The 17898-nt window shown below is 41.1% G+C and carries 19 protein-coding genes; 10 read left to right on the top strand and 9 right to left on the bottom strand.

Features of this window, described 5'->3' with window-relative positions; all coding sequences use genetic code 11:
• Positions 1-50 precede the first annotated feature (50 nt).
• On the bottom strand, positions 51-431 hold the full coding sequence (locus tag QZ488_RS13555; protein WP_293749592.1) for a hypothetical protein: 381 nt from the start codon (positions 429-431) through the stop codon (positions 51-53).
• A gap of 102 nt (positions 432-533) precedes the next feature.
• Between QZ488_RS13555 and QZ488_RS13550 the strand changes: the two genes are divergently transcribed.
• From QZ488_RS13550 to QZ488_RS13535, 4 genes are all read left to right on the top strand, one after another.
• Positions 534-953 carry a hypothetical protein gene (locus QZ488_RS13550; RefSeq protein ID WP_293749610.1) on the top strand — a complete coding sequence of 140 codons (420 nt, stop codon included), beginning with the start codon at positions 534-536 and terminating at the stop codon, positions 951-953.
• A 277-nt stretch (positions 954-1230) separates the two neighbouring features.
• The gene (locus tag QZ488_RS13545; protein ID WP_293749590.1) at positions 1231-1812 is read left to right on the top strand and encodes a DUF6624 domain-containing protein; all 582 of its coding nucleotides are present in this window, start codon (positions 1231-1233) and stop codon (positions 1810-1812) included.
• 58 nt (positions 1813-1870) lie between these two features.
• On the top strand, positions 1871-2710 hold the full coding sequence (locus QZ488_RS13540; protein WP_293749588.1) for a phytanoyl-CoA dioxygenase family protein: 840 nt from the start codon (positions 1871-1873) through the stop codon (positions 2708-2710).
• A gap of 63 nt (positions 2711-2773) precedes the next feature.
• Entirely contained in the window at positions 2774-3439 is a 666-nt protein-coding gene (locus QZ488_RS13535) for a hypothetical protein (RefSeq protein ID WP_293749586.1), read from the top strand.
• Here the strand turns inward: QZ488_RS13535 and QZ488_RS13530 are convergent.
• Positions 3436-3936 carry a TlpA disulfide reductase family protein gene (locus QZ488_RS13530; protein WP_293749583.1) on the bottom strand — a complete coding sequence of 167 codons (501 nt, stop codon included), beginning with the start codon at positions 3934-3936 and terminating at the stop codon, positions 3436-3438. The two genes, QZ488_RS13535 and QZ488_RS13530, sit on opposite strands and share 4 nt — an antisense overlap.
• 306 nt (positions 3937-4242) lie before the next feature.
• Between QZ488_RS13530 and QZ488_RS13525 the strand changes: the two genes are divergently transcribed.
• Entirely contained in the window at positions 4243-5082 is an 840-nt protein-coding gene (locus QZ488_RS13525; RefSeq protein ID WP_293749580.1) for a hypothetical protein, read from the top strand.
• A 67-nt stretch (positions 5083-5149) separates the two neighbouring features.
• Here QZ488_RS13525 and QZ488_RS13520 read toward each other — a convergent pair whose 3' ends face one another.
• The 3 genes from QZ488_RS13520 to QZ488_RS13515 all read right to left on the bottom strand — a co-directional run bounded on the left by QZ488_RS13520 (position 5150) and on the right by QZ488_RS13515 (position 7818).
• Positions 5150-6217, bottom strand: coding sequence for an amidohydrolase family protein (locus QZ488_RS13520; RefSeq protein ID WP_366509035.1), 1068 nt, complete (start codon positions 6215-6217; stop codon positions 5150-5152).
• Positions 6218-6295: 78 nt separating this feature from the next.
• Positions 6296-6424 carry a hypothetical protein gene (locus QZ488_RS21525; RefSeq protein WP_366509034.1) on the bottom strand — a complete coding sequence of 43 codons (129 nt, stop codon included), beginning with the start codon at positions 6422-6424 and terminating at the stop codon, positions 6296-6298.
• An 86-nt stretch (positions 6425-6510) separates the two neighbouring features.
• The gene (locus QZ488_RS13515) at positions 6511-7818 is read right to left on the bottom strand and encodes an acyltransferase family protein (protein ID WP_293749578.1); all 1308 of its coding nucleotides are present in this window, start codon (positions 7816-7818) and stop codon (positions 6511-6513) included.
• Between QZ488_RS13515 and QZ488_RS13510 the strand changes: the two genes are divergently transcribed.
• Positions 7789-8640: a LytTR family DNA-binding domain-containing protein gene (locus QZ488_RS13510; protein WP_293749576.1), complete on the top strand. Its 852-nt coding sequence runs from the start codon at positions 7789-7791 to the stop codon at positions 8638-8640. The genes QZ488_RS13515 and QZ488_RS13510 overlap by 30 nt on opposite strands.
• Before the next feature lies 1 nt (position 8641).
• Here the strand turns inward: QZ488_RS13510 and QZ488_RS13505 are convergent, their stop codons facing one another.
• Positions 8642-11542 carry a M12 family metallo-peptidase gene (locus tag QZ488_RS13505; protein ID WP_293749574.1) on the bottom strand — a complete coding sequence of 967 codons (2901 nt, stop codon included), beginning with the start codon at positions 11540-11542 and terminating at the stop codon, positions 8642-8644.
• Between the two features lie 153 nt (positions 11543-11695).
• The gene (locus QZ488_RS13500) at positions 11696-12676 is read right to left on the bottom strand and encodes an aldo/keto reductase (protein WP_293749569.1); all 981 of its coding nucleotides are present in this window, start codon (positions 12674-12676) and stop codon (positions 11696-11698) included.
• 199 nt (positions 12677-12875) lie between these two features.
• On the opposite strand from QZ488_RS13500, the gene QZ488_RS13495 reads away from it, so the two are divergent.
• From QZ488_RS13495 to QZ488_RS13480, 4 genes are read left to right on the top strand one after another with little or no spacing between them, the layout of a single operon-like run.
• The gene (locus QZ488_RS13495) at positions 12876-13766 is read left to right on the top strand and encodes an alpha-glucuronidase family glycosyl hydrolase (protein WP_293749565.1); all 891 of its coding nucleotides are present in this window, start codon (positions 12876-12878) and stop codon (positions 13764-13766) included.
• On the top strand, positions 13747-15033 hold the full coding sequence (locus QZ488_RS13490) for a hypothetical protein (protein WP_366509036.1): 1287 nt from the start codon (positions 13747-13749) through the stop codon (positions 15031-15033). The genes QZ488_RS13495 and QZ488_RS13490 overlap by 20 nt, the downstream gene beginning before the upstream one ends.
• A 3-nt stretch (positions 15034-15036) precedes the next feature.
• Positions 15037-15873, top strand: a complete 837-nt coding sequence (locus tag QZ488_RS13485) for a sialate O-acetylesterase (protein ID WP_293749562.1) — start codon at positions 15037-15039, stop codon at positions 15871-15873.
• Between the two features lie 12 nt (positions 15874-15885).
• A complete protein-coding gene (locus QZ488_RS13480; RefSeq protein ID WP_293749559.1) occupies positions 15886-16974 on the top strand; it encodes a sialate O-acetylesterase in 1089 nt (362 codons plus the stop codon).
• A gap of 23 nt (positions 16975-16997) precedes the next feature.
• On the opposite strand, the gene QZ488_RS13475 is transcribed toward QZ488_RS13480, so the two are convergent.
• Both QZ488_RS13475 and QZ488_RS13470 read right to left on the bottom strand, forming a co-directional pair.
• Entirely contained in the window at positions 16998-17291 is a 294-nt protein-coding gene (locus tag QZ488_RS13475; RefSeq protein ID WP_293749557.1) for a putative quinol monooxygenase, read from the bottom strand.
• Between the two features lie 33 nt (positions 17292-17324).
• The gene (locus tag QZ488_RS13470) at positions 17325-17582 is read right to left on the bottom strand and encodes a cysteine-rich CWC family protein (protein ID WP_293749555.1); all 258 of its coding nucleotides are present in this window, start codon (positions 17580-17582) and stop codon (positions 17325-17327) included.
• Positions 17583-17898: the final 316 nt, after the last annotated feature.

Raw genomic sequence — 17898 nt, 5'->3', positions numbered from 1 at the left:
TTGTCAGTAGAGGAGAGCTCACGATCTGTCTCAACTAACACTTCAATTTCCTATTGGATTTCAATAATGTCTTCTTCCTGCAAATCTTTCATAAATGCACTGGGTAATACATTTACTCCTATCTTTTCCCCTAATTTGACAATAAAAGGTAAAGTGATGGGTGAAAATGGCAGCACTGCGAGTACACCTAACCCTAGACCACGAATGACATCTACAAATTGTCTATGGGCTTCTTGCATTTCTAGCTTACTGGCTTGGCCTTTGATGAATCGTTTATAGGTCACTAGCATAACCTTTGTCTCACGGCTTTCCTGAGCCAGACTGTGCTTAACCGCTAACAAACTCTGTTTGAGAGGAATGAGCGCCTTGTGTTTTATCACAGAGTTTTGGCGCTTGATAGATTGGGTCACTCTAATAATATGGTGCTTCAAAACGCGCTACCTTTGACATTGCATTAATTGATTATGGTGTATTGCGGGATCATTTAATAGTAACCTGATCAAATGCTTAATAAGGTAAAAATGGAGCATGTGGTGAATTATTACCTAGTTGTTGCGGGTTGTTTAAGCGGGATGGCGGCTTTAATGCATATTGGTTGCATTGTCTTCGGTGCACCCTGGTATCGCTTTTTTGGCGCTGGCGAACAAATGGCCAGTATGGCTGAACAAGGAATGATCAAGCCTACTATCATTACCTCAGTTATTGTTGTTGTGTTATCTCTGTGGTCGCTTTACGCATTTTCTGCTGCTGGAATAATAGGGCGTTTACCCCTTATGCGCTTGGCTTTGATTGTTATCACAGCTATATATCTTATACGCGGTCTTGCAGGGTTTTATTTTGTTTCTAGCCCCCTAGGACGAAGTCCTGAGTTTTGGGTTTGGAGTTCTGTGATTTGTTTAATTATTGCTATGGTGCATGTGATTGGATTACGGCAACAATGGAATACGTTATAAACCAGTGTACTCAGCTTGTCGTGATGAAGAGCTTGTTTACCCGCAACGCATATCATTAATCTAACGTCTACATTCAGTCATTGACGCGCCTCGAATTGAAACGCCCGAGTCGTTCTGAAACGCGCATTTTGAGGTGATATGGGTATATAATCATCACACTTAAAAATTGAAGAAGTAGCAAGACCTTGCGGTTTTGACGACCCTAGGCAGTTTCGTCGCTGTGGGCCAGACACCACAACAGCCCTGCTTCAGTATTTCACCAAGAGATCTCTTAATAATGCGTTATATGCTTTTACTGTTAGCACTACTGTGCACACTTGTTTTTACTTTTCCTGTTTCGGCACAAACCAAACCTGAGTTGCAACAGCAGCTACTGAATATGGCCCAGCAAAGCCAACAAATACAAACAAGACAAAAAAGTAACGCCACTGAAGTATTAAAAAACATGGCAACTAAAATCACCCAATTACACACTCAAACTCTGAATCAAATTGTCCAGCTGCAAGGTTGGCCGAGCAAAGAACAAGTCACAGAGGCAGGTGTAAAAGCCGCTTTTAGGTTAGTTAATCATTCAAATAATTTAAGCTTTCAGCAAAATATGCTGCCCTTTATTATTCAATCTTATATGGATAAGCAAGGTCTAAGTGGTGAAGCAGTGGCGATTTTTACTGATAAGGTGTCCATCGCTCAAGGTAAAAATCAAGTTTTTGGTACACAAGCAAATGTAATAGGCGGCAAATTAGTGTTTTTCAAAATTGAAAATGAAGACAGCGTAGATCAACTAAGATCCCAAATGGGTATGCTACCTTTGACTGAATATAAGAAATCTTTAGAGATCTTATATGGTGTTAAAGAATAATGTTAGGCTCAGATAACAGCTAAGACCATTTTTTACCTTACAGTAGGAGACTCTCATTTTGAAAATAGAAGGGGCAATTAAGAACTATACGGGTAAAGATCTTGCAAAAACATTCAAACAGTTGCAGCCATCACCAGAGCGCACATCGGCGTTAATCACCCAAGACTTTAATAGGTTAATGTCTGATGGTTATGTGATAATTGAAAACCTCATTACCCCTAGTCAATGCGCTCAAATCAAAGACGAATGTATGCCTTTAATGAGCCACACGGGTAGAAATAATTTTGAGGGTGAAAAAACCCAAAGAATATACAATGTTTTGGGCAAGACAAGGTGTATAGATAGGTTAGCAGACCACCCTAGAATACTTGGATTAATGGATTTATTGTTTAGACCAAATTATCTACTGAGCCAAAGTCAGGTGATTAATATCTTACCCGGAGAAAGCCAACAAGCATTTCATTTTGATGATTCGTTTTATCAAATCCCTCGACCAAGACCTGCCTTAGGCGCTGCGAGTATTTGGGCTATCGATGCTTTTACCGAAGAAAATGGTGCTACCGTTGTTGTTCCTAAGAGCCATGAATGGGACGGTCAGCAAGTGCCAACTACCGAAAAAACCATCAAAGCAATCATGCCTGCTGGCTCGGTGATATTTTTCCTTGGTACAACTTGGCATTCAGGAGGCGCAAATCAATCAAACGCCCCAAGACTTGCTGTTACTCATCAATATTGCGAAGCTTTTATGCGCCAACAAGAAAACTACTTGTTAGAGTTAGACAAAGATATTGTACGTGCGTTGTCTCCAGAGTTACGCTCTTTGGTTGGTTATTCAATTTATCCTCCTTTTATGGGTATGGTAAATGGCAAACACCCTCTTCGACTTCTCGATGAATAAATCTAGAAGATGGTTTATTCTATTTTCAAGCTTTAAAACTTGGCATAAAACTGGGGAGTTATTTTGATCATTATAGAAACGATAAGAGCTATAGTCTTCGGTGCGTTACCTATTGCCTGCTTTACGTTTTTGACTGTGCAATGGTCGATCGTCAGTGGGCGGTTGCCCAGATTTTCAGACGTTAAAGATCTGCAAGCTCAATTCAAAAAGAAACGTGATGAAATCAAACAAGCCAAAAAACTCGCTAAGCAAAATAAGCAGTTCGAAGAAACAAAAATAGAACAAGAGCATCAAGAAAATGAACCGTTTTTTCACAAACGAAAAGGCGGTGATTTACTGTATAACAAGCTGTTATTCTTCGGAGGCGGCTTCTACGGCACCATGGCTCTATTTACCTATATGATTATTGAAGTTGTCGAAATACTGGCATTTTTCGGCAAAATAATTGATGTAACCCATTGGCAATTCACCTTCAGCATTCAGTTCCTGGTTGACCTGTTTGTCAATTCCATCATGAATATCGTTGCGGCTTTTATTTGGTTTCAAACATTACCTAAATATGTCGATGTGAATAACGGCTTTATCTGGATAGCCGCTGCTTACCTTGGCTATTTAGGCGGGGTACATTTTACCCAATTAAAAGGTGATGAGGCTTGGCAGTTTTTATCCACAGGCTTGCAAAAAATCAAATACAAACTAGGAAAAAAAAGACCTAAGCTTCGTTCTTAATTTTCAACTATATAGTCTACGATTTTTTCTAAACGCGGATCACTGGGGTCTGATGTACGTGTGCTGCCAACAATGTGCCCAGTTTTATCTATAAATACCGTAGTGGGCGTGCCGTTCACATTAAATAAGTTTCTAGCCATATCAGTACCATTGACCAGGGTTTTAAAACTCATGCCTCTGCCCTCTAACTCTTTTTGTGGAGTGGCTCCTTCGTCTTCTCTGATGCTTACGGCAATCATTTGCAAGCCATCAGCTTGATACTTTTGATAAAGCCGATCTAAGCCGGGTTGCAGCTTTTTACAATATGGACACCAAGTCGCCCAAAAATGGATCACCAGTGGGTTGCCCAGAAAATTCGACGACTTAACTAACAGCCCTTCCTCATTGTATAGCTGCCATTGTGACATCAAAGGTAACTCGTCTGTTTCTGGCGCTACTTGGGCAAAAGTCAGAGTTGTAAAAAAGATAAGCGTAAAAAACGTAATAATCCGTAACATAGCAGTAGTTCCAATCTATGGGGTTACAGACTAAAAAGCGTAAACAAACAATATCTTTCAGAGTAATTTCTTTGCGCAGAATAGACATGTCTAACCAAATAACCCTAGGTCAATCAAATGTCTAAATGGAGATGCCGTCTTTGGCAGAATCTAAGCAGTTTTTGAAAAACGATTATGCTCATTAAGAAATAAACTAAAAAATTGTGCAAGGTTCGATAATCAGCAATAGGTTTTCTTTGTATCAGATCATCAAATTTGTTAATTTAGCGCTCTTATTCGTATTTAAAATTAGTCAATAATCTAAACGTGAACTTTCTTTTTCTCCTTCTAAGCCAAGTGATTATCTTTCCTTCGCAGCCCAACATAAAACTTAAAGTGGTTGGTCAAGCTGCTGGTAATCCCAATTGGGCATTTTTTGCTCCACACGAAAACGAAAACGTGGTGAATGATTATGTCACCCAACAAATCATTGAACGTGGTGGGGTGTTTGTCATATTGCGCCAAGACGGCAAACGTTTGTTACGCTTCGACATTGACCCTTTTGAAGTCAAACTTGACCCCAATCGTATTTTTACGAAGCAAGGCAGGCGCAATAACATCATCAAACACAACCCTAAATTACGCACGAATACGTATGTGTTTCACAGAGCGATGCGCCTTTCAGCTGCGTTGTCTGAACTCATTATCAGCCACTTAGGTGGCACGGACCCATCACGACAATGGGTCGCTATACACAACAATACTCAAGGATATTTGGGAGACAATAAACAAGGCATTGGTAATGTCTCTATTACGCAGTACCAACAAAAACTAGCCAATGGCGACTCGTCTATCATTGCTGTGAGCAAACAACACAGGGATGAAGACAATTTATTTTTTGTCACCGAATTTCAAGATTTTAATGCCTTAAAGCAAAATGGCTGGAATGCGGTATTACAACATCCTCAAGTAGTGACTGACCCATCTGAAGACGATGGGTCTTTATCGGTTTACGCGCAAAAATTGGGTATTCGATACATCAATATTGAAGCAGAACGTTCAACCAATAACTTTGGTGAAAACCACTTAATCGAACAAAAACAGATGTTAGATTTTATTTTAAAGCGTTTATATAGCAATAACACCCATATCAACTTGAGTGACTAACCACAGGGTTACCTTGTTCTTCTTTGACTAAAGATATACTCCTTCGCAGCTGCTCATTTTTATACATTCACTGCTTATAAACCAAGCCCCCCTTCATCACAAATTCAACGGTTTCAAGTACAGTAATATCCTTAAGAGGGTTAGTGCTAACTGCCACAATATCCGCATATTTACCTTTGTTGATACTGCCCACATCTTTTTGCCAATTGAGCAAATCAGCTGAATTAATAGTGGCAGCTTGAATGGCTTGTAAAGGCGTCATACCAAATTTAACCATACGCGAAAACTGCTTGCCGTTATCTCCATGGGGATAAACAGCTGCGTCAGAGCCAAACACCATTTTTGCACCTGCTTTGACTGCCATGCTAAAACTTTCACGCTGGCGTGTGCCCACTTCTCGCTCTTTGTTTATGTTTTCTTCTGGCACACCGTTTTCAGCACCTTTGGACAGCGTATATTCGGTGTTGTAGATATCCATAGAAAAACTGGTACCCATTTTTTTAGCTAACTTAATGGTTTCTTTATCTAAGAAGCTAGCGTGTTCGATTGAATCCACCCCTGCCTGAATGGCAAATTTAATGCCTTCGGTGCCATGCGCATGGGCAGCAACGATTTTTCCATGGGTGTGTGCTTCATCAACTATGGCCTGCATTTCTTCGAGCGTGTATTGGCGCATACCCACTTTTGTGCCTTTAGAAAACACCCCACCTGTGGCACAAAACTTAATTAAATCAACACCATACTTAACGTTCTTGCGCACCATTTCACGCACAGCCCAAGGGCCATCAGCCACACCGTCGGCTTTAGATTTAAACGAATGATTAAGAGAGTTATTGTCACAATGCCCACCGGTTATACCTAAAGCAGGCCCTGATGCGGCTATCCTTGGCCCTGGCACTTCGCCAGCGTTAATAGAATTACGTAATGCCACATCCATATAGTCAGGCGACCCTACATCTCTGACAACAGTAAAACCTGCCATCAAGGTTTTTTCAGCGTTGACTACACCACCAATCACCGCGCGGTGTGGTGATTGAAACAAACCAGCAAAGAAGTTTTTATCCAAATACCCCATAAGATGAGTATGCATATCCATAAAACCTGGCAGGATGTATTGCTTACTCAAGTCAATCACAGTTGCACCATCAGGTATGGCTGCACTTGCCGATTGAATACTGCTGATACGTTCATCATCGATGAAAATCAGTCGGTTCTACTGCCACTTTCCTGACTGCACATCTAAAACGTAGCCGGCTTTAATAACAGTTGTCGCTGCTTGGATATCAGTACATAACAATAATACTAGCGGTATGAGGTGACGAATAAATGAAAACCGAGTCATAAACCATTCCTAAAAGTGAGATTAACTTAGTACTCACTCATTGTGCCTAGGCTTTCATACCAATTCCACTATTGCATTTTTTTGTGTCATTTCACGCCGAAAAAAGGTTTCAACAATCGGCTTTTGCACACTATCTCATAACCCAGCCAACAGCCTAAAAACGTACCAAATACTAATAGTAAAGCTTCAATTCCAATAGGCAAATGCCACCTTGATAAATACACCGCAAAGATAACAATCAAAGTTTGATGCAAAATATACCAAGGTAAAATAGCCTGATTAGCGTAACGTATAAATCCATTCGAAAACTGTAGATAACGCCCAGCGTAGCCAATAACTGCCAATATCCAAGCCCAATGATTAATGCTTATTAAGATATTGTGGGTAAACTGAATAAGCCATAACTCGTCCAATTCTTGCCCTACATTCAGCCAGCCTTGCCTGTCCATTAACAGCCATACGTAACCTATCAACGCCAGTATCAACAAAACTCTGCGACAGTCCACTAGTCGCTGCCACAAGTGTGGTACACGTGGCAGCATAAACCCCGCTACAAACACCCAAAAGTAGTGGGCGTGATTGAACCAATCGTCTACCAATGCATGGGTTACCGGGAAGTCTTTACTTAAAAGTAAACGAATAACAGCAGTCCCTAACAACAAAATAACTAAAGCCAACCAAGCAGGAGTTTTGCTGGTTATTTTGTATTTGCATACCCTTGCAAATAGTGGATAAATCAATAGCAGTAAAATGCTGTAGCACCACAAGTACGGCAAAAACCATAGATGATTCCAAGTTAACAGACCAATAGGGCTTTGTTTCTGTGGAGCCAATTGTGTATTGATATCCAAATATTGTTGCATGAAAACAACATACCCATCCGTAAAACCATAAAATTGCTTTAACTCATAAAACAACTGAGGAGGCACCACAACAATCATGGCAAAAACTAAGGGGACCAATAACCGTTTCGAGCGTATTTTGACTAAACTAAAAGCACTAAATTTGTCACGGCTCATCACTAAAGACATGGCCATTGCAGAAATAAAAAATAACAAAGACATGCGCCAAGGATTAGTTAACAACATCACATTCTGCAACCACACACTTTGCTCAGTACTTTTAATATGCCAGCCCCAATCTGCCACGTAATACATACCCACGTGATATAGGATTAACACAATAAATGCCAAGGTTCGCAACCAATCGATGTCATAACGTCTTTGATCTATTACTTGAGTCATATTTCCCTCTGAGGTTAAATAATCGATTAGATGATGAAGATGAGTTAACAGGTTTGATAGGGTCAAACGACCAATAGTGACAAAATGAGGACAAGCGGTGGATAACAGGGATAAAAACAAATGACATGGTTTGAACGTTTTGAGCAGCATAAAGCTCGCTACATTTATTTATTGCTGATCGCCTATTTTTTAATTAACAGCACAATAAACGCAACCTCTGTTTGGATGGAAGAAACCCGAGATGGCGTCGCAAACTTTCATATTATAGAGCCCTTTGTGTGGGAGTATTCCAGAGCCATAAGCGTATTGATATTACTACCTTTTCTGGCCATGTTTTGGCAACGCACTCCGTTAAAGCTCACTCAGGTTAAAAGCCAACTCGGCAAACACTTAGTTGCGTCACTGCTGTTTTCGATATTACATGTGGGCATCATGGTCTCGTTAAGAGAAATCGCCTACTGGACTGCCGATAGTAATTACGACTTTGGGCCAATCTTGCGTGAATTCATTTACGAATACCGTAAAGATGTGTGGGGATATGCGTTTTTCTTACTTTCTTATCAACTCTATCAATTCGTATACAGTCGCCTCAAAGGCGAAGCCAATCTGATAGACGCCGAACCAGAACAACAAGCAACAACTCAAGTACCTGACCATCTACTAGTCAAAAAACTCGACCGAGAATTTTTAGTCAAAGTACAGAACATCGAATGGATGGAATCAGCAGGCAACTACGTTAATTTACACAGCGATGGTCGCATCTACCCGTTGCGCTCTACGTTAGCCGACTTAACTAAACGACTGGCTGAAAAAGGTTTCTGCCGTACTCACCGTTCTTATGCGGTTAATTTTGCAGCCATAGATCACATTAGTTACCAGCCAAGTGGTGATGGCGAGATTAGTTTAAAAAATGGCAGCGTAGTGGCCTTATCAAGACGCTATAAGGAAGAGTTTAAACAAAGGCTAGAATGACCTAGTGTTTATACCCATTCTTCCTAATTATTCTGTGTCGCATTAATATTAGGCTTAAAACAAACAACAACCATAACAACCCAATACTGCCACCACCGTTACTGTTTTGTGGCACTTCAGCAACTATTGGTTTGGAATTCAGATCGTTAGGATCGGTGCCAGCTTGGAACTCTATAAGGTTACTGCTGCCATCATTATCCGCATCTTGTTGGGCGTCGCTAGCATCAAGTGGATTTAAATTGTTAGCCGTTTCATAGGTATCAGGTAAATTGTCATTATCGTCGTCGGTATCTGCATTATTGCCGGTGCCATCATTATCAGTATCAACACTTTCTGTTGCATCCAATGGAAAGGCGTCATCAATATTATTGACTAAGTCACCATCTGAATCATGCTCTCCATCTAATCTAAATTCATCTTGTGGTAACCCAGCAAACACTAAGCTTACAGGTTGATTTAGGCCACCAGCGCCTGTTTCTATAAAGACACTTAAGAAGACACCCGATGCGCCATCATATTTGAGCACTTGATCAGTATCACCGCTACAGATATAAATATTGCCATCAGGCCCTATGCTTAAACAGCTGGGTTGACCTAGCCCGCCACTACCCGCACTAATAATCTTGCGCACAAAGTTACCGCTGCTATCAAACTGACTCAGGTCTTTGCTGCCCGCATTGGTCACATAGATATTGCCGTCGCTGTCAACGGCTAAGTGCTCTGGTTTATTAATACCTTGGCTACTGAAGACTTGTGGTGCAGCCGTTAAATTATCCACGCTAAGCGCCAATAACCTATTGGTATTTCTTTCGGCGATGATAAGCCTGTTATCGTTTAGTATTACAAAATCTCGCCAAACATTTGAATCATTGGTGGAATCACCAAACAAATTACCCGTTGCAGATAAACTAAAGGTTTGAACATTACTGGTGCCTAAACCATTGTTAACCAGTAACTTAGTCTCATCTTGAAAGGCCAAATGTGCAGGGAAATTGGTACTCAGTTCGCTACGATCAATTACCGTTCTAATTGAATTAGTTTGTCGGTCAAAAGCCAGTACGTCGCTAAAGGCAATAAAATGTAGTTGCTGAGCATTCGATAAAATCGCATCCGAACGAAATGAAAAGCCACCTGCCGGCACGTCTAATAAACTCGCTATAAAGGTGCCAGTTTGACTGTTATATCGCAAAATATTGTCGCTACCGGCACTCACCACCCAAGCTTCGGTGTTAACTAAAAGAGTCGGTTGAAAGTAATCAGGCACACCGTCATTGTCATCGTCAAGATCTGCTCGGTCACCTAAGCTATCTTGGTCATTATCTTTGGTTTCTTGAAAATCGTTGTCTAGCTGATCTGAATTCGCCCCTACTCCATCAGCATCGACATCCACTGTTTCTGTTGGGTCGAGAGGCAAAGCATCGGCAAAGTCGTCGGTACCGTCATTATCATCATCCTCATCAGCATTATTGCCAATGCCATCCATATCACTGTCTAATTGTTCGTTAAAATCCTCTGGAAAAGCATCTTGATTGTCGCCGACTCCGTCCAAATCTGAGTCTAAAAACTCAGTTGGATCAAATGGAAATACATCAATGTCATCAAATACAGTGTCACCGTCGAGGTCAGTGACACTTGGCAAAAGCGAGGGTACTTCTGTTTCACTTATTGCTACTCGAAGTGCCGCATTTGTAGGTGTAAAGTTGTTCATCGTTGCAGCATTATTCGCCACAAACACATCACCACAAGACACCGATGCACAAATAATGTCTGGATTAGAAAAAATCGCTAACCCATAGTCACGATTGATATCACCGGTGCCAATTGAACTCATCATAGTATTAAACTTGCCTCGCACAACCAACGCACCGGCCGCAGACTCTGCACCTTGGGAATTACCATTTACCCGCTGATGCCCTGCCCCAAAGTTATGCCCAATTTCGTGGGTAAAGGTATCAAGACAATTTGAACCACCGCTAATACCTACATTGCTTACGTTAACCAAATAGTCGACGTCAGGATTGGGGAACATAGCAATGCCGCACACTTCCCGTTCATTTAGATCATGGGTACGGATCATAGACACCACATCAGCTCCAAAGGTATCTCTCAGACTAGCCACATTTGCCAACGATGGCTCGGTACTGGTACTTGAACTGTCATCTAATGCATCACGCAACTGATTGAGCGCAACTATGCTTGACGGGTTGGGATAATCAACAAACTGACTATGTACAAGGCGTAAACGCATATTGATACCGCTATCAAAAAACGTCTGGTTGGCTTTGAAAACGACATATTCCATTAACGTTTGGGTCATGTCTCCGGGGAAGGTATCGACTATGTTCTGAGTAAACAAAAGCATGAGGTCGACTACAACTAGTTCATCTTTTATAGCCTCTTGATTCAGGCTTTTTCCAAATGCTTTAGAAGCGGTTAGCTCTCCCACCACATCATTTTCATAAAGACCCGGCGTTAAGCCAGATAATCCTAAATCCACAGCAAACACTTTTTCACCACGCTGTTCTATCAACAAATGTTGCCCGTTACCAAATAACTCACCAAAACCACTACTTTGACCTTGGGTATAAATGAGTTTCCAATCTTTATTATCTGTCTTAAATGACGACGAAAATGAGCGTGTTCCAGACTTATTTTGCACAACCTTATCGACACCAATATCGATAGACGCTTGGCGTAAATTAAGTGCAAAACGGTAATTGACTGCGCCTGATTTTTTCGACAATAAGGTTTTACGTGAAGTCGACACTTTTTGAATTGAGTGAGCTTTGATCGTTTTTAAATGAGCAGGCACTGAGGCAGAGGTGTCTGTGGCTTGTGCAAATTTAGGCGTTAAACAAAAAATAAATCCAAGCAGAGTAATTAAACGGATAGGACTAAACATAAAAGATTCTTTTCACGTCATAAATTTTGAAGTTTCAAGAGTAAAGGTCGCACCTTGTTTATGCAAGAACACCGAACAAATAGGACTCAATGCTCCCTTTAGGGATGTAAAAGGTGGTTGCCATGCAACCACCTTTTGAGTTTAGACATCGAATTAAATACTGCCTCTAATATGCTGTTTAACATCCTGCATATAAAATGTAAACAAAGCTTGATGCAAGTCTTTACTCAAAGGCGGTAAACTAGCCACACTGGCATTTTGTTGCACTTGTTGAGCAGAGCTTGAACCAGCAATGACAGTGGTGACTTCTGGGTGATCTATGATCCACCTAAGTGCTAATTGAGACAACGCAATGTCATTTGGCACCAATGATTTTAACGTTTCTGCCAACTGCACGCCTTTTTCATAAGGTAAGCCCGAAAAGGTTTCGCCTACATTGAAAAACTTGCCATCTTTGTTGAAGTTTCTGTGGTCGTTTTCACTAAAGTTAGCTTGTAGTCCAAATTTACCACTCAATAATCCGCTTGCTAGTGGCAGTCTGACAATAATGCCTACATCTGTAGACTTTGCTTTTGGCAGTAATTGTTGAATAGCATCTTGGCGAAAGATATTAAAAATAATCTGTACAGACGTCAGCCCAGGTTTGTCTATACACAGCAAACCTTCTTCAATGGTTTCAACACTTGCACCATAGTGTTTGATAAGTCCTTGCGAACGACAATCTTCTAGAATATTCCAAATATTATCTTGTTGTAATTCTTTAGGCGGCACGCAGTGCAATTGGACTAAATCTAAGCTGTCGACTTGCAATCGAGTTAACGACGCTTCAATACTTCTCATAACGTTGACGGCGCTATAACCGTCTGGATAAAGAGAGCCGTCACGCCCTACCTTTGATGCCAAAACTCTAGGTTTCAAGTGTTGTTGAGTCCAATCACCTATAGCTTGTTCACTTTTACCCGCACCATATACATCGGCGGTGTCCCAAAAGGTAATACCATTACTGTCAGCTGCTTGTAATATTTCTTGAGTGTTTTCGACCCCTGATGGACCAAAATCTCCGCCTAATTGCCAACACCCCAATCCGATAACGGAGGCGCTTAAATTACTTTTGCCTAAGGTTCTTTTTTCCATTGTCATACCTACTTTTCTGAGGTTAAGGAGAAGCTCATATCAGTATAATTACATTGCCTAACTGTTCATTTTACGTTTTGTAGTTTAGCAATAACGAAACATCGTGAAGCAAGGTTTGCAAGTCTATGAATATGTTAACTTATTGCAAAACTGCTAATTGAATAATGTATTTTAAACTTTGTATGAGGTCACTTAAGTGATGAGATCTGTTTTTGTTGTAATCTTGATGTTAAATTTTTTAGTCCTTGCAGGCGTCGCGTCTGCCAAATCGGCTTTTAATGGCGAGGATGGTTATCGCTTATGGATGAAATACGATGGCTTAAATAACAGTCAAAAAAGCCAACAGTACAAAGGTTATCTGCAACATATAGATCTTAGAAGTAAGTCAAAAACAGCGGATATTATTCAACAAGAATTACAACTCGCAGCAACGGGTTTATTGAATATCCAACCTACATTCAAATCATCTAAAGCCAAACTAGTGATAGCCTCAAAAAGTCAGTTACAAGATACTGAACATTGGTTATTGCCTTCTCTTAAAAAGGTAGGTGATGAAGGCTATGTGATCAATAACCATGATGGCGCGATATTTATCAGCGCGAATACAGATATTGGTTTGTTGTATGGCACCTTTCACTTTATTCGTTTAATGCAAAAATTGCAGGCTATCGACTCTCTTTCTATAGTGCAAACCCCTAAAGTCAAACTACGCATGTTAAATCATTGGGATGACTTGAACCGTCATACCGAGAGGGGTTATGCAGGCCAATCTATTTTTGATTGGCATAAACTGCCAGATTATAAAGAACAACGTTATTATGACTATGCACGGGCAAACGCATCTATTGGCATCAATGGCATTGTGCCGATTAATGTTAATTCAGACTCGTTAATTTTAACCCCAAAATACCTAGAAAAAGTCAAAGCCCTTGCTGATATATTTAGACCTTACGGGATCAAAGTTTACCTGAGTTTGAAGTTTAGCTCGCCACAACAACTCGATGGTTTAAGCACCTCAGATCCTTTAAACAAAGAAGTACAACAATGGAGGCAACAAAAAAACCAACCAAATTTATCGTCTCATTCCTGATTTTGGGGGCTACTTAGTTAAAGCCAACTCTGAAGGACAACCAGGTCCAGGCGACTATGGCCGTACCCATGCCGAAGGCGCTAATATGCTAGCCAAAACCTTGCAGCCACATGGTGGCGTGGTGTTATGGCGAGCCTTTGTTTATAGCCATAATTCAGACACTGAACGCAGTTTACAAGCCTATGACGAATTTGTGCCTTTAGACGGTGAGTTTGCCGAAAATGTGAGCATCCAAGTTAAAAACGGGCCTATCGATTTTCAACCCCGCGAACCCTTTAGTCCACTGTTTGGTGCTACGCCTAAAACATCTTTGGCAATGGAGTTTCAAATGACCCAAGAATACCTTGGGTTTAGCACCCACTTAGCCTATTTAGGCACCATGTTTAAAGAAACTCTTAACGCAGATACTCATGTTCTGGGTAAAGGCTCTACGGTCGCTAAAGTGATTGATGGAAGTTTGCATAATATCCCTTTAACTGTCATGGCTGGAGTGGCAAACATTGGTGTCGATCGCAACTGGACAGGCCATATCTTTGGCCAATCGAATTGGTATGTGTTTGGCCGTCTTGCCTGGGATCATGAATTAACAGCCGAGGACATTGCCAAAGAGTGGATAGCAATGACCTTAACCACAGATGACAACGCCACCACGCATATTTTAGCCATGATGATGAATTCAAGAGAATATGTGGTGGATTACATGACACCGCTAGGCCTACACCACTTAATGGATACAGGCCATCATTATGGACCGGGACCTTGGGTCGATAATCTAGGTCGAGATGATTGGAACCCTACTTATTATCACCGGGCAGACAAAAATGGCATTGGCCTAGACCGCACTTCGTCTGGCACCAATGGCGTGTCTCAGTATGCTCCCTATTGGCAAAAACGTTTTTCCAACCCTAGCACCACACCTAAAGAGTTATTGCTTTGGTTCCATCACTTAGATTGGGATTACCCCATGCCTAACGGTGACACGTTGTGGCAAGCTTTAGCCCATCATTACGATAAAGGGGTAGCTGGCGTAGCTACGATGCAGGCCACCTGGTTAACCCTAAAAGATAACATAGAGCCTAATCAGTTTAATCAAGTTGCTATGTCGCTTGCTATTCAATTAAAAGAAGCCAAGTGGTGGAGAGATGCATGTATGTTGTATTTCCAATCTATATCGAAAAAACCTTTCCCCGCAACATTTGAACCACCAAAACAAAACTTGGAGTACTTCCGCAGTTTACAAGCCCCTTATGCACCAGGTCAGGGATAACGTATGTTTGTAAAACTCTTTAAGAGTCTTTTAATTGTTGGCTTAATTTATAGCGCATGTTGTAGCGCTGACGTTAAGTTACCTCGTTTAATTTCAGACAACATGGTGTTGCAGCGAGACGCAGAAATTACCTTTTGGGGCTGGGCCGACCCTAACGAAAAAGTCACTGTGCACCTCGATGGTAAATTAGTAGGTACAGTGCAAAGTGGTGCTAAGCGTTGGTCTATAGTACTAAAACCACAACCGGCAGGCACTCAACACACGATTAAAATAACCGCCAACAATACGATTACGGTTACTAACGTGGCATTTGGTGAAGTCTGGTTAGCCTCTGGACAATCCAACATGGTGTTGCCGATGGAGCCCGTTAAAGAACGTTACCCAAAGGATATTGCCGAAGCAAACTACCCGGACATTCGCTATTTTACCGTACTTACTGTATGCAGTTTCAAATCTCCCGAAGCAGATTATCCAGAAGTGCAATGGCAAGTGGTTAACCCCGAGTCAGTGATGAAATTTTCTGCCACTGGTTTTTTCTTTGCCCGTGAGTTGTTTCAAACCTATCACATACCAGTAGGTATTATTAATGCCAGTGTCGGCGGTTCACCAGTCGAAGCTTGGATGAGTGAAGATGCATTAACGCCCTTCCCTAAACCTTTTGCTGAAGCCAAACTGTTCCAAAACGATTCACACATCCAAGCCATTCAAAACGCCGACAATACACGCAGCGATAACTGGTATGCCGACATAAATGCTCGCGATGCGGGTTTGTCTGATGCATGGTTCAAACCAGAGTTTAACGACCAAAACTGGAAACCATTTAGCCTACCGGGTTTTTGAGAAGATCAAAATGTGGCGCCGATGAATGGGATTGTGTGGTTTCGAAAAACGATAGACGTGCCTAAATCCATGGTTGGAAAAAGTGCTAAGCTGATGATGGGCGCCATAGTGGATGCCGATACCATTTATGTTAACGGCGTCGAAGTCGGTAACACCACCTACCAATACCCACCTCGCCGATATACTGTGCCTAAAGATGTGTTAGTAGAAGGTGAAAATGTTATTGCTGTTAGGGTAATAAATAATCGAGGTAAAGGTGGTTTTGTGACAGAGAAACCTTATTGGTTAGGGGAGCCAAACGCACACATCGACCTCACCGGTACTTGGCAATTTAAAGTCAGCGTATTAGCCGACGAATTGCCTAATCACACTTTTATTCATTATAAACCTACAGGTTTGTTTAACGCCATGATCGCCCCAGCTATCGATTATAAAGTTAAAGGCATTATTTGGTATCAAGGTGAGTCAAACACCGGTAGCCCTTCAAATTATCAGGCGTTATTTACCAACATGATAAAAGACTGGCGTGAAAATATGAATGTCCAAGACTTGCCGTTTCTGTACGTTCAACTCGCCAATTTTATGCCCGCCAGTGAGCGACCTAAACAAAGCAACTGGGCCGAATTACGTGAACAACAACGTTTAAGCCTAAACGAGCCCAATACCGCCATGGCGGTGATAATTGACTCGGGTGAATGGAATGATATTCATCCCCTAAACAAATATGCACCTGGCCATCGCTTAGCCCTAGCCGCGCAAAGTATTACTTATAACAACATTAGCCTAGTTTATTCAGGGCCAGAAATTAACACTGTCCAACAAGAAGACGGCGCATTATTGCTTAGTTTCAGACATATTGGTGGTGGTTTAGTGGCTAAAGGTGGCGACCTTCAAGAGTTTGCGATTGCCGGTAAAGGCGGCAAATATGTCTGGGCCCAGGCAAAAATTATTGGTCAACAAATCAAGGTGTGGAATAACAAGGTAATTTCACCCGTAACGGTTAGATATGCATGGGCTGATAATCCCGCCAATGCAAATTTGTACAACCAAGAGGGGCTACCTGCCTCCCCCTTTGAAGTCACTATAAAAAATAAGCGTTAGGTTAATCTAACGCTTATTACTGTTTAAAGTTTAACTTTCGTAAGCCTTGATACATCAGCTGAATCTAACATTGTACCAATCACTGCAAAGCACTCTTTAACATGAGAAGACTGTGAGTGCGCATTAAGATCATCTTCTGATTCCCATGTTTCGTGAAACATAAAAATTGAGTCATCAGCATTATCAATGTGCAAGTCATAGTTAATACACCCCTGCTCTTTTAGCGTTGGTTGAATCAGTTTTGTTAATTCAGATAAAACAATTTTTTTGTGCTGTTCTTGTGCTTTGATTTTTGCGATACATGTCAACTTACTCATTATGAGTCCTTTTTAATACGTTTAACTAACTTGTTATTTTTTTACCTCAGAACCGACATTAATTGCCAACTCTTCGCCATGTAATTTATGCCTCAAGGCACATGTTTTACATATACATGCTTTATTTTTATCTGCATCAGAGACTTGGCTTAATAAACTATCTGGAAAGCTTATAGCACTATCAACACACCAACAGTCTTCACCCTGATTATTTGCTGATAGATTTCCGCAAAAATTATTTTCACCACACAAAGGACAAAAATTAGGAGTATCATTTTTTTCTAAAACCAAAACTGACTCCTATTAAATAAAACTATCAGGTTACATGACTTATTTGGTCTTTATTGACTAGCTTTGTCACCTTTTGAACACAAGCTACCATCTATAGTTTCAAGCCCAATCATCACCGCCATGCCTAATATACCGATGATAAAAATCGGCCAGTTGGGATCTAATTGACTCGATAGTTAACCTCAATCCTGTTTAAGCAATGGAACTAAATGCCTGTTCCAAGATCAGATCTTTCGACCAAAAACATCTGATTTAAACAAGGAACAGGCATGAAGAATTTAGTTGAGTTGTATTGCGATGTCGATGACTTTTGCAA

This window comes from uncultured Paraglaciecola sp., assembly GCF_913020055.1.
In the GTDB taxonomy this organism is placed as follows: Bacteria; Pseudomonadota; Gammaproteobacteria; order Enterobacterales; family Alteromonadaceae; genus Paraglaciecola.
The sequence above is the reverse complement of the archived record's forward strand: the minus strand, read 5'-3'. Positions and strand labels throughout refer to the sequence as shown.

Bases quoted from the DNA above. Each gene is read 5' to 3' on its own strand.
- QZ488_RS13545 (WP_293749590.1), top strand. From the start codon at position 1,231: ATGCGTTATATGCTTTTACTGTTAGCACTACTGTGCACACTTGTTTTT.
- QZ488_RS13530 (WP_293749583.1), bottom strand. From the start codon at position 3,936: ATGTTACGGATTATTACGTTTTTTACGCTTATCTTTTTTACAACTCTG.
- QZ488_RS21525 (WP_366509034.1), bottom strand. From the start codon at position 6,424: ATGACTCGGTTTTCATTTATTCGTCACCTCATACCGCTAGTATTATTG.
- QZ488_RS13510 (WP_293749576.1), top strand. From the start codon at position 7,789: ATGACATGGTTTGAACGTTTTGAGCAGCATAAAGCTCGCTACATTTAT.
- QZ488_RS13515 (WP_293749578.1), bottom strand. From the start codon at position 7,818: ATGCTGCTCAAAACGTTCAAACCATGTCATTTGTTTTTATCCCTGTTA.
- QZ488_RS13505 (WP_293749574.1), bottom strand. From the start codon at position 11,542: ATGTTTAGTCCTATCCGTTTAATTACTCTGCTTGGATTTATTTTTTGT.
- QZ488_RS13500 (WP_293749569.1), bottom strand. From the start codon at position 12,676: ATGGAAAAAAGAACCTTAGGCAAAAGTAATTTAAGCGCCTCCGTTATC.
- QZ488_RS13495 (WP_293749565.1), top strand. From the start codon at position 12,876: ATGAGATCTGTTTTTGTTGTAATCTTGATGTTAAATTTTTTAGTCCTT.
- QZ488_RS13485 (WP_293749562.1), top strand. From the start codon at position 15,037: ATGTTTGTAAAACTCTTTAAGAGTCTTTTAATTGTTGGCTTAATTTAT.
- QZ488_RS13475 (WP_293749557.1), bottom strand. From the start codon at position 17,291: ATGAGTAAGTTGACATGTATCGCAAAAATCAAAGCACAAGAACAGCAC.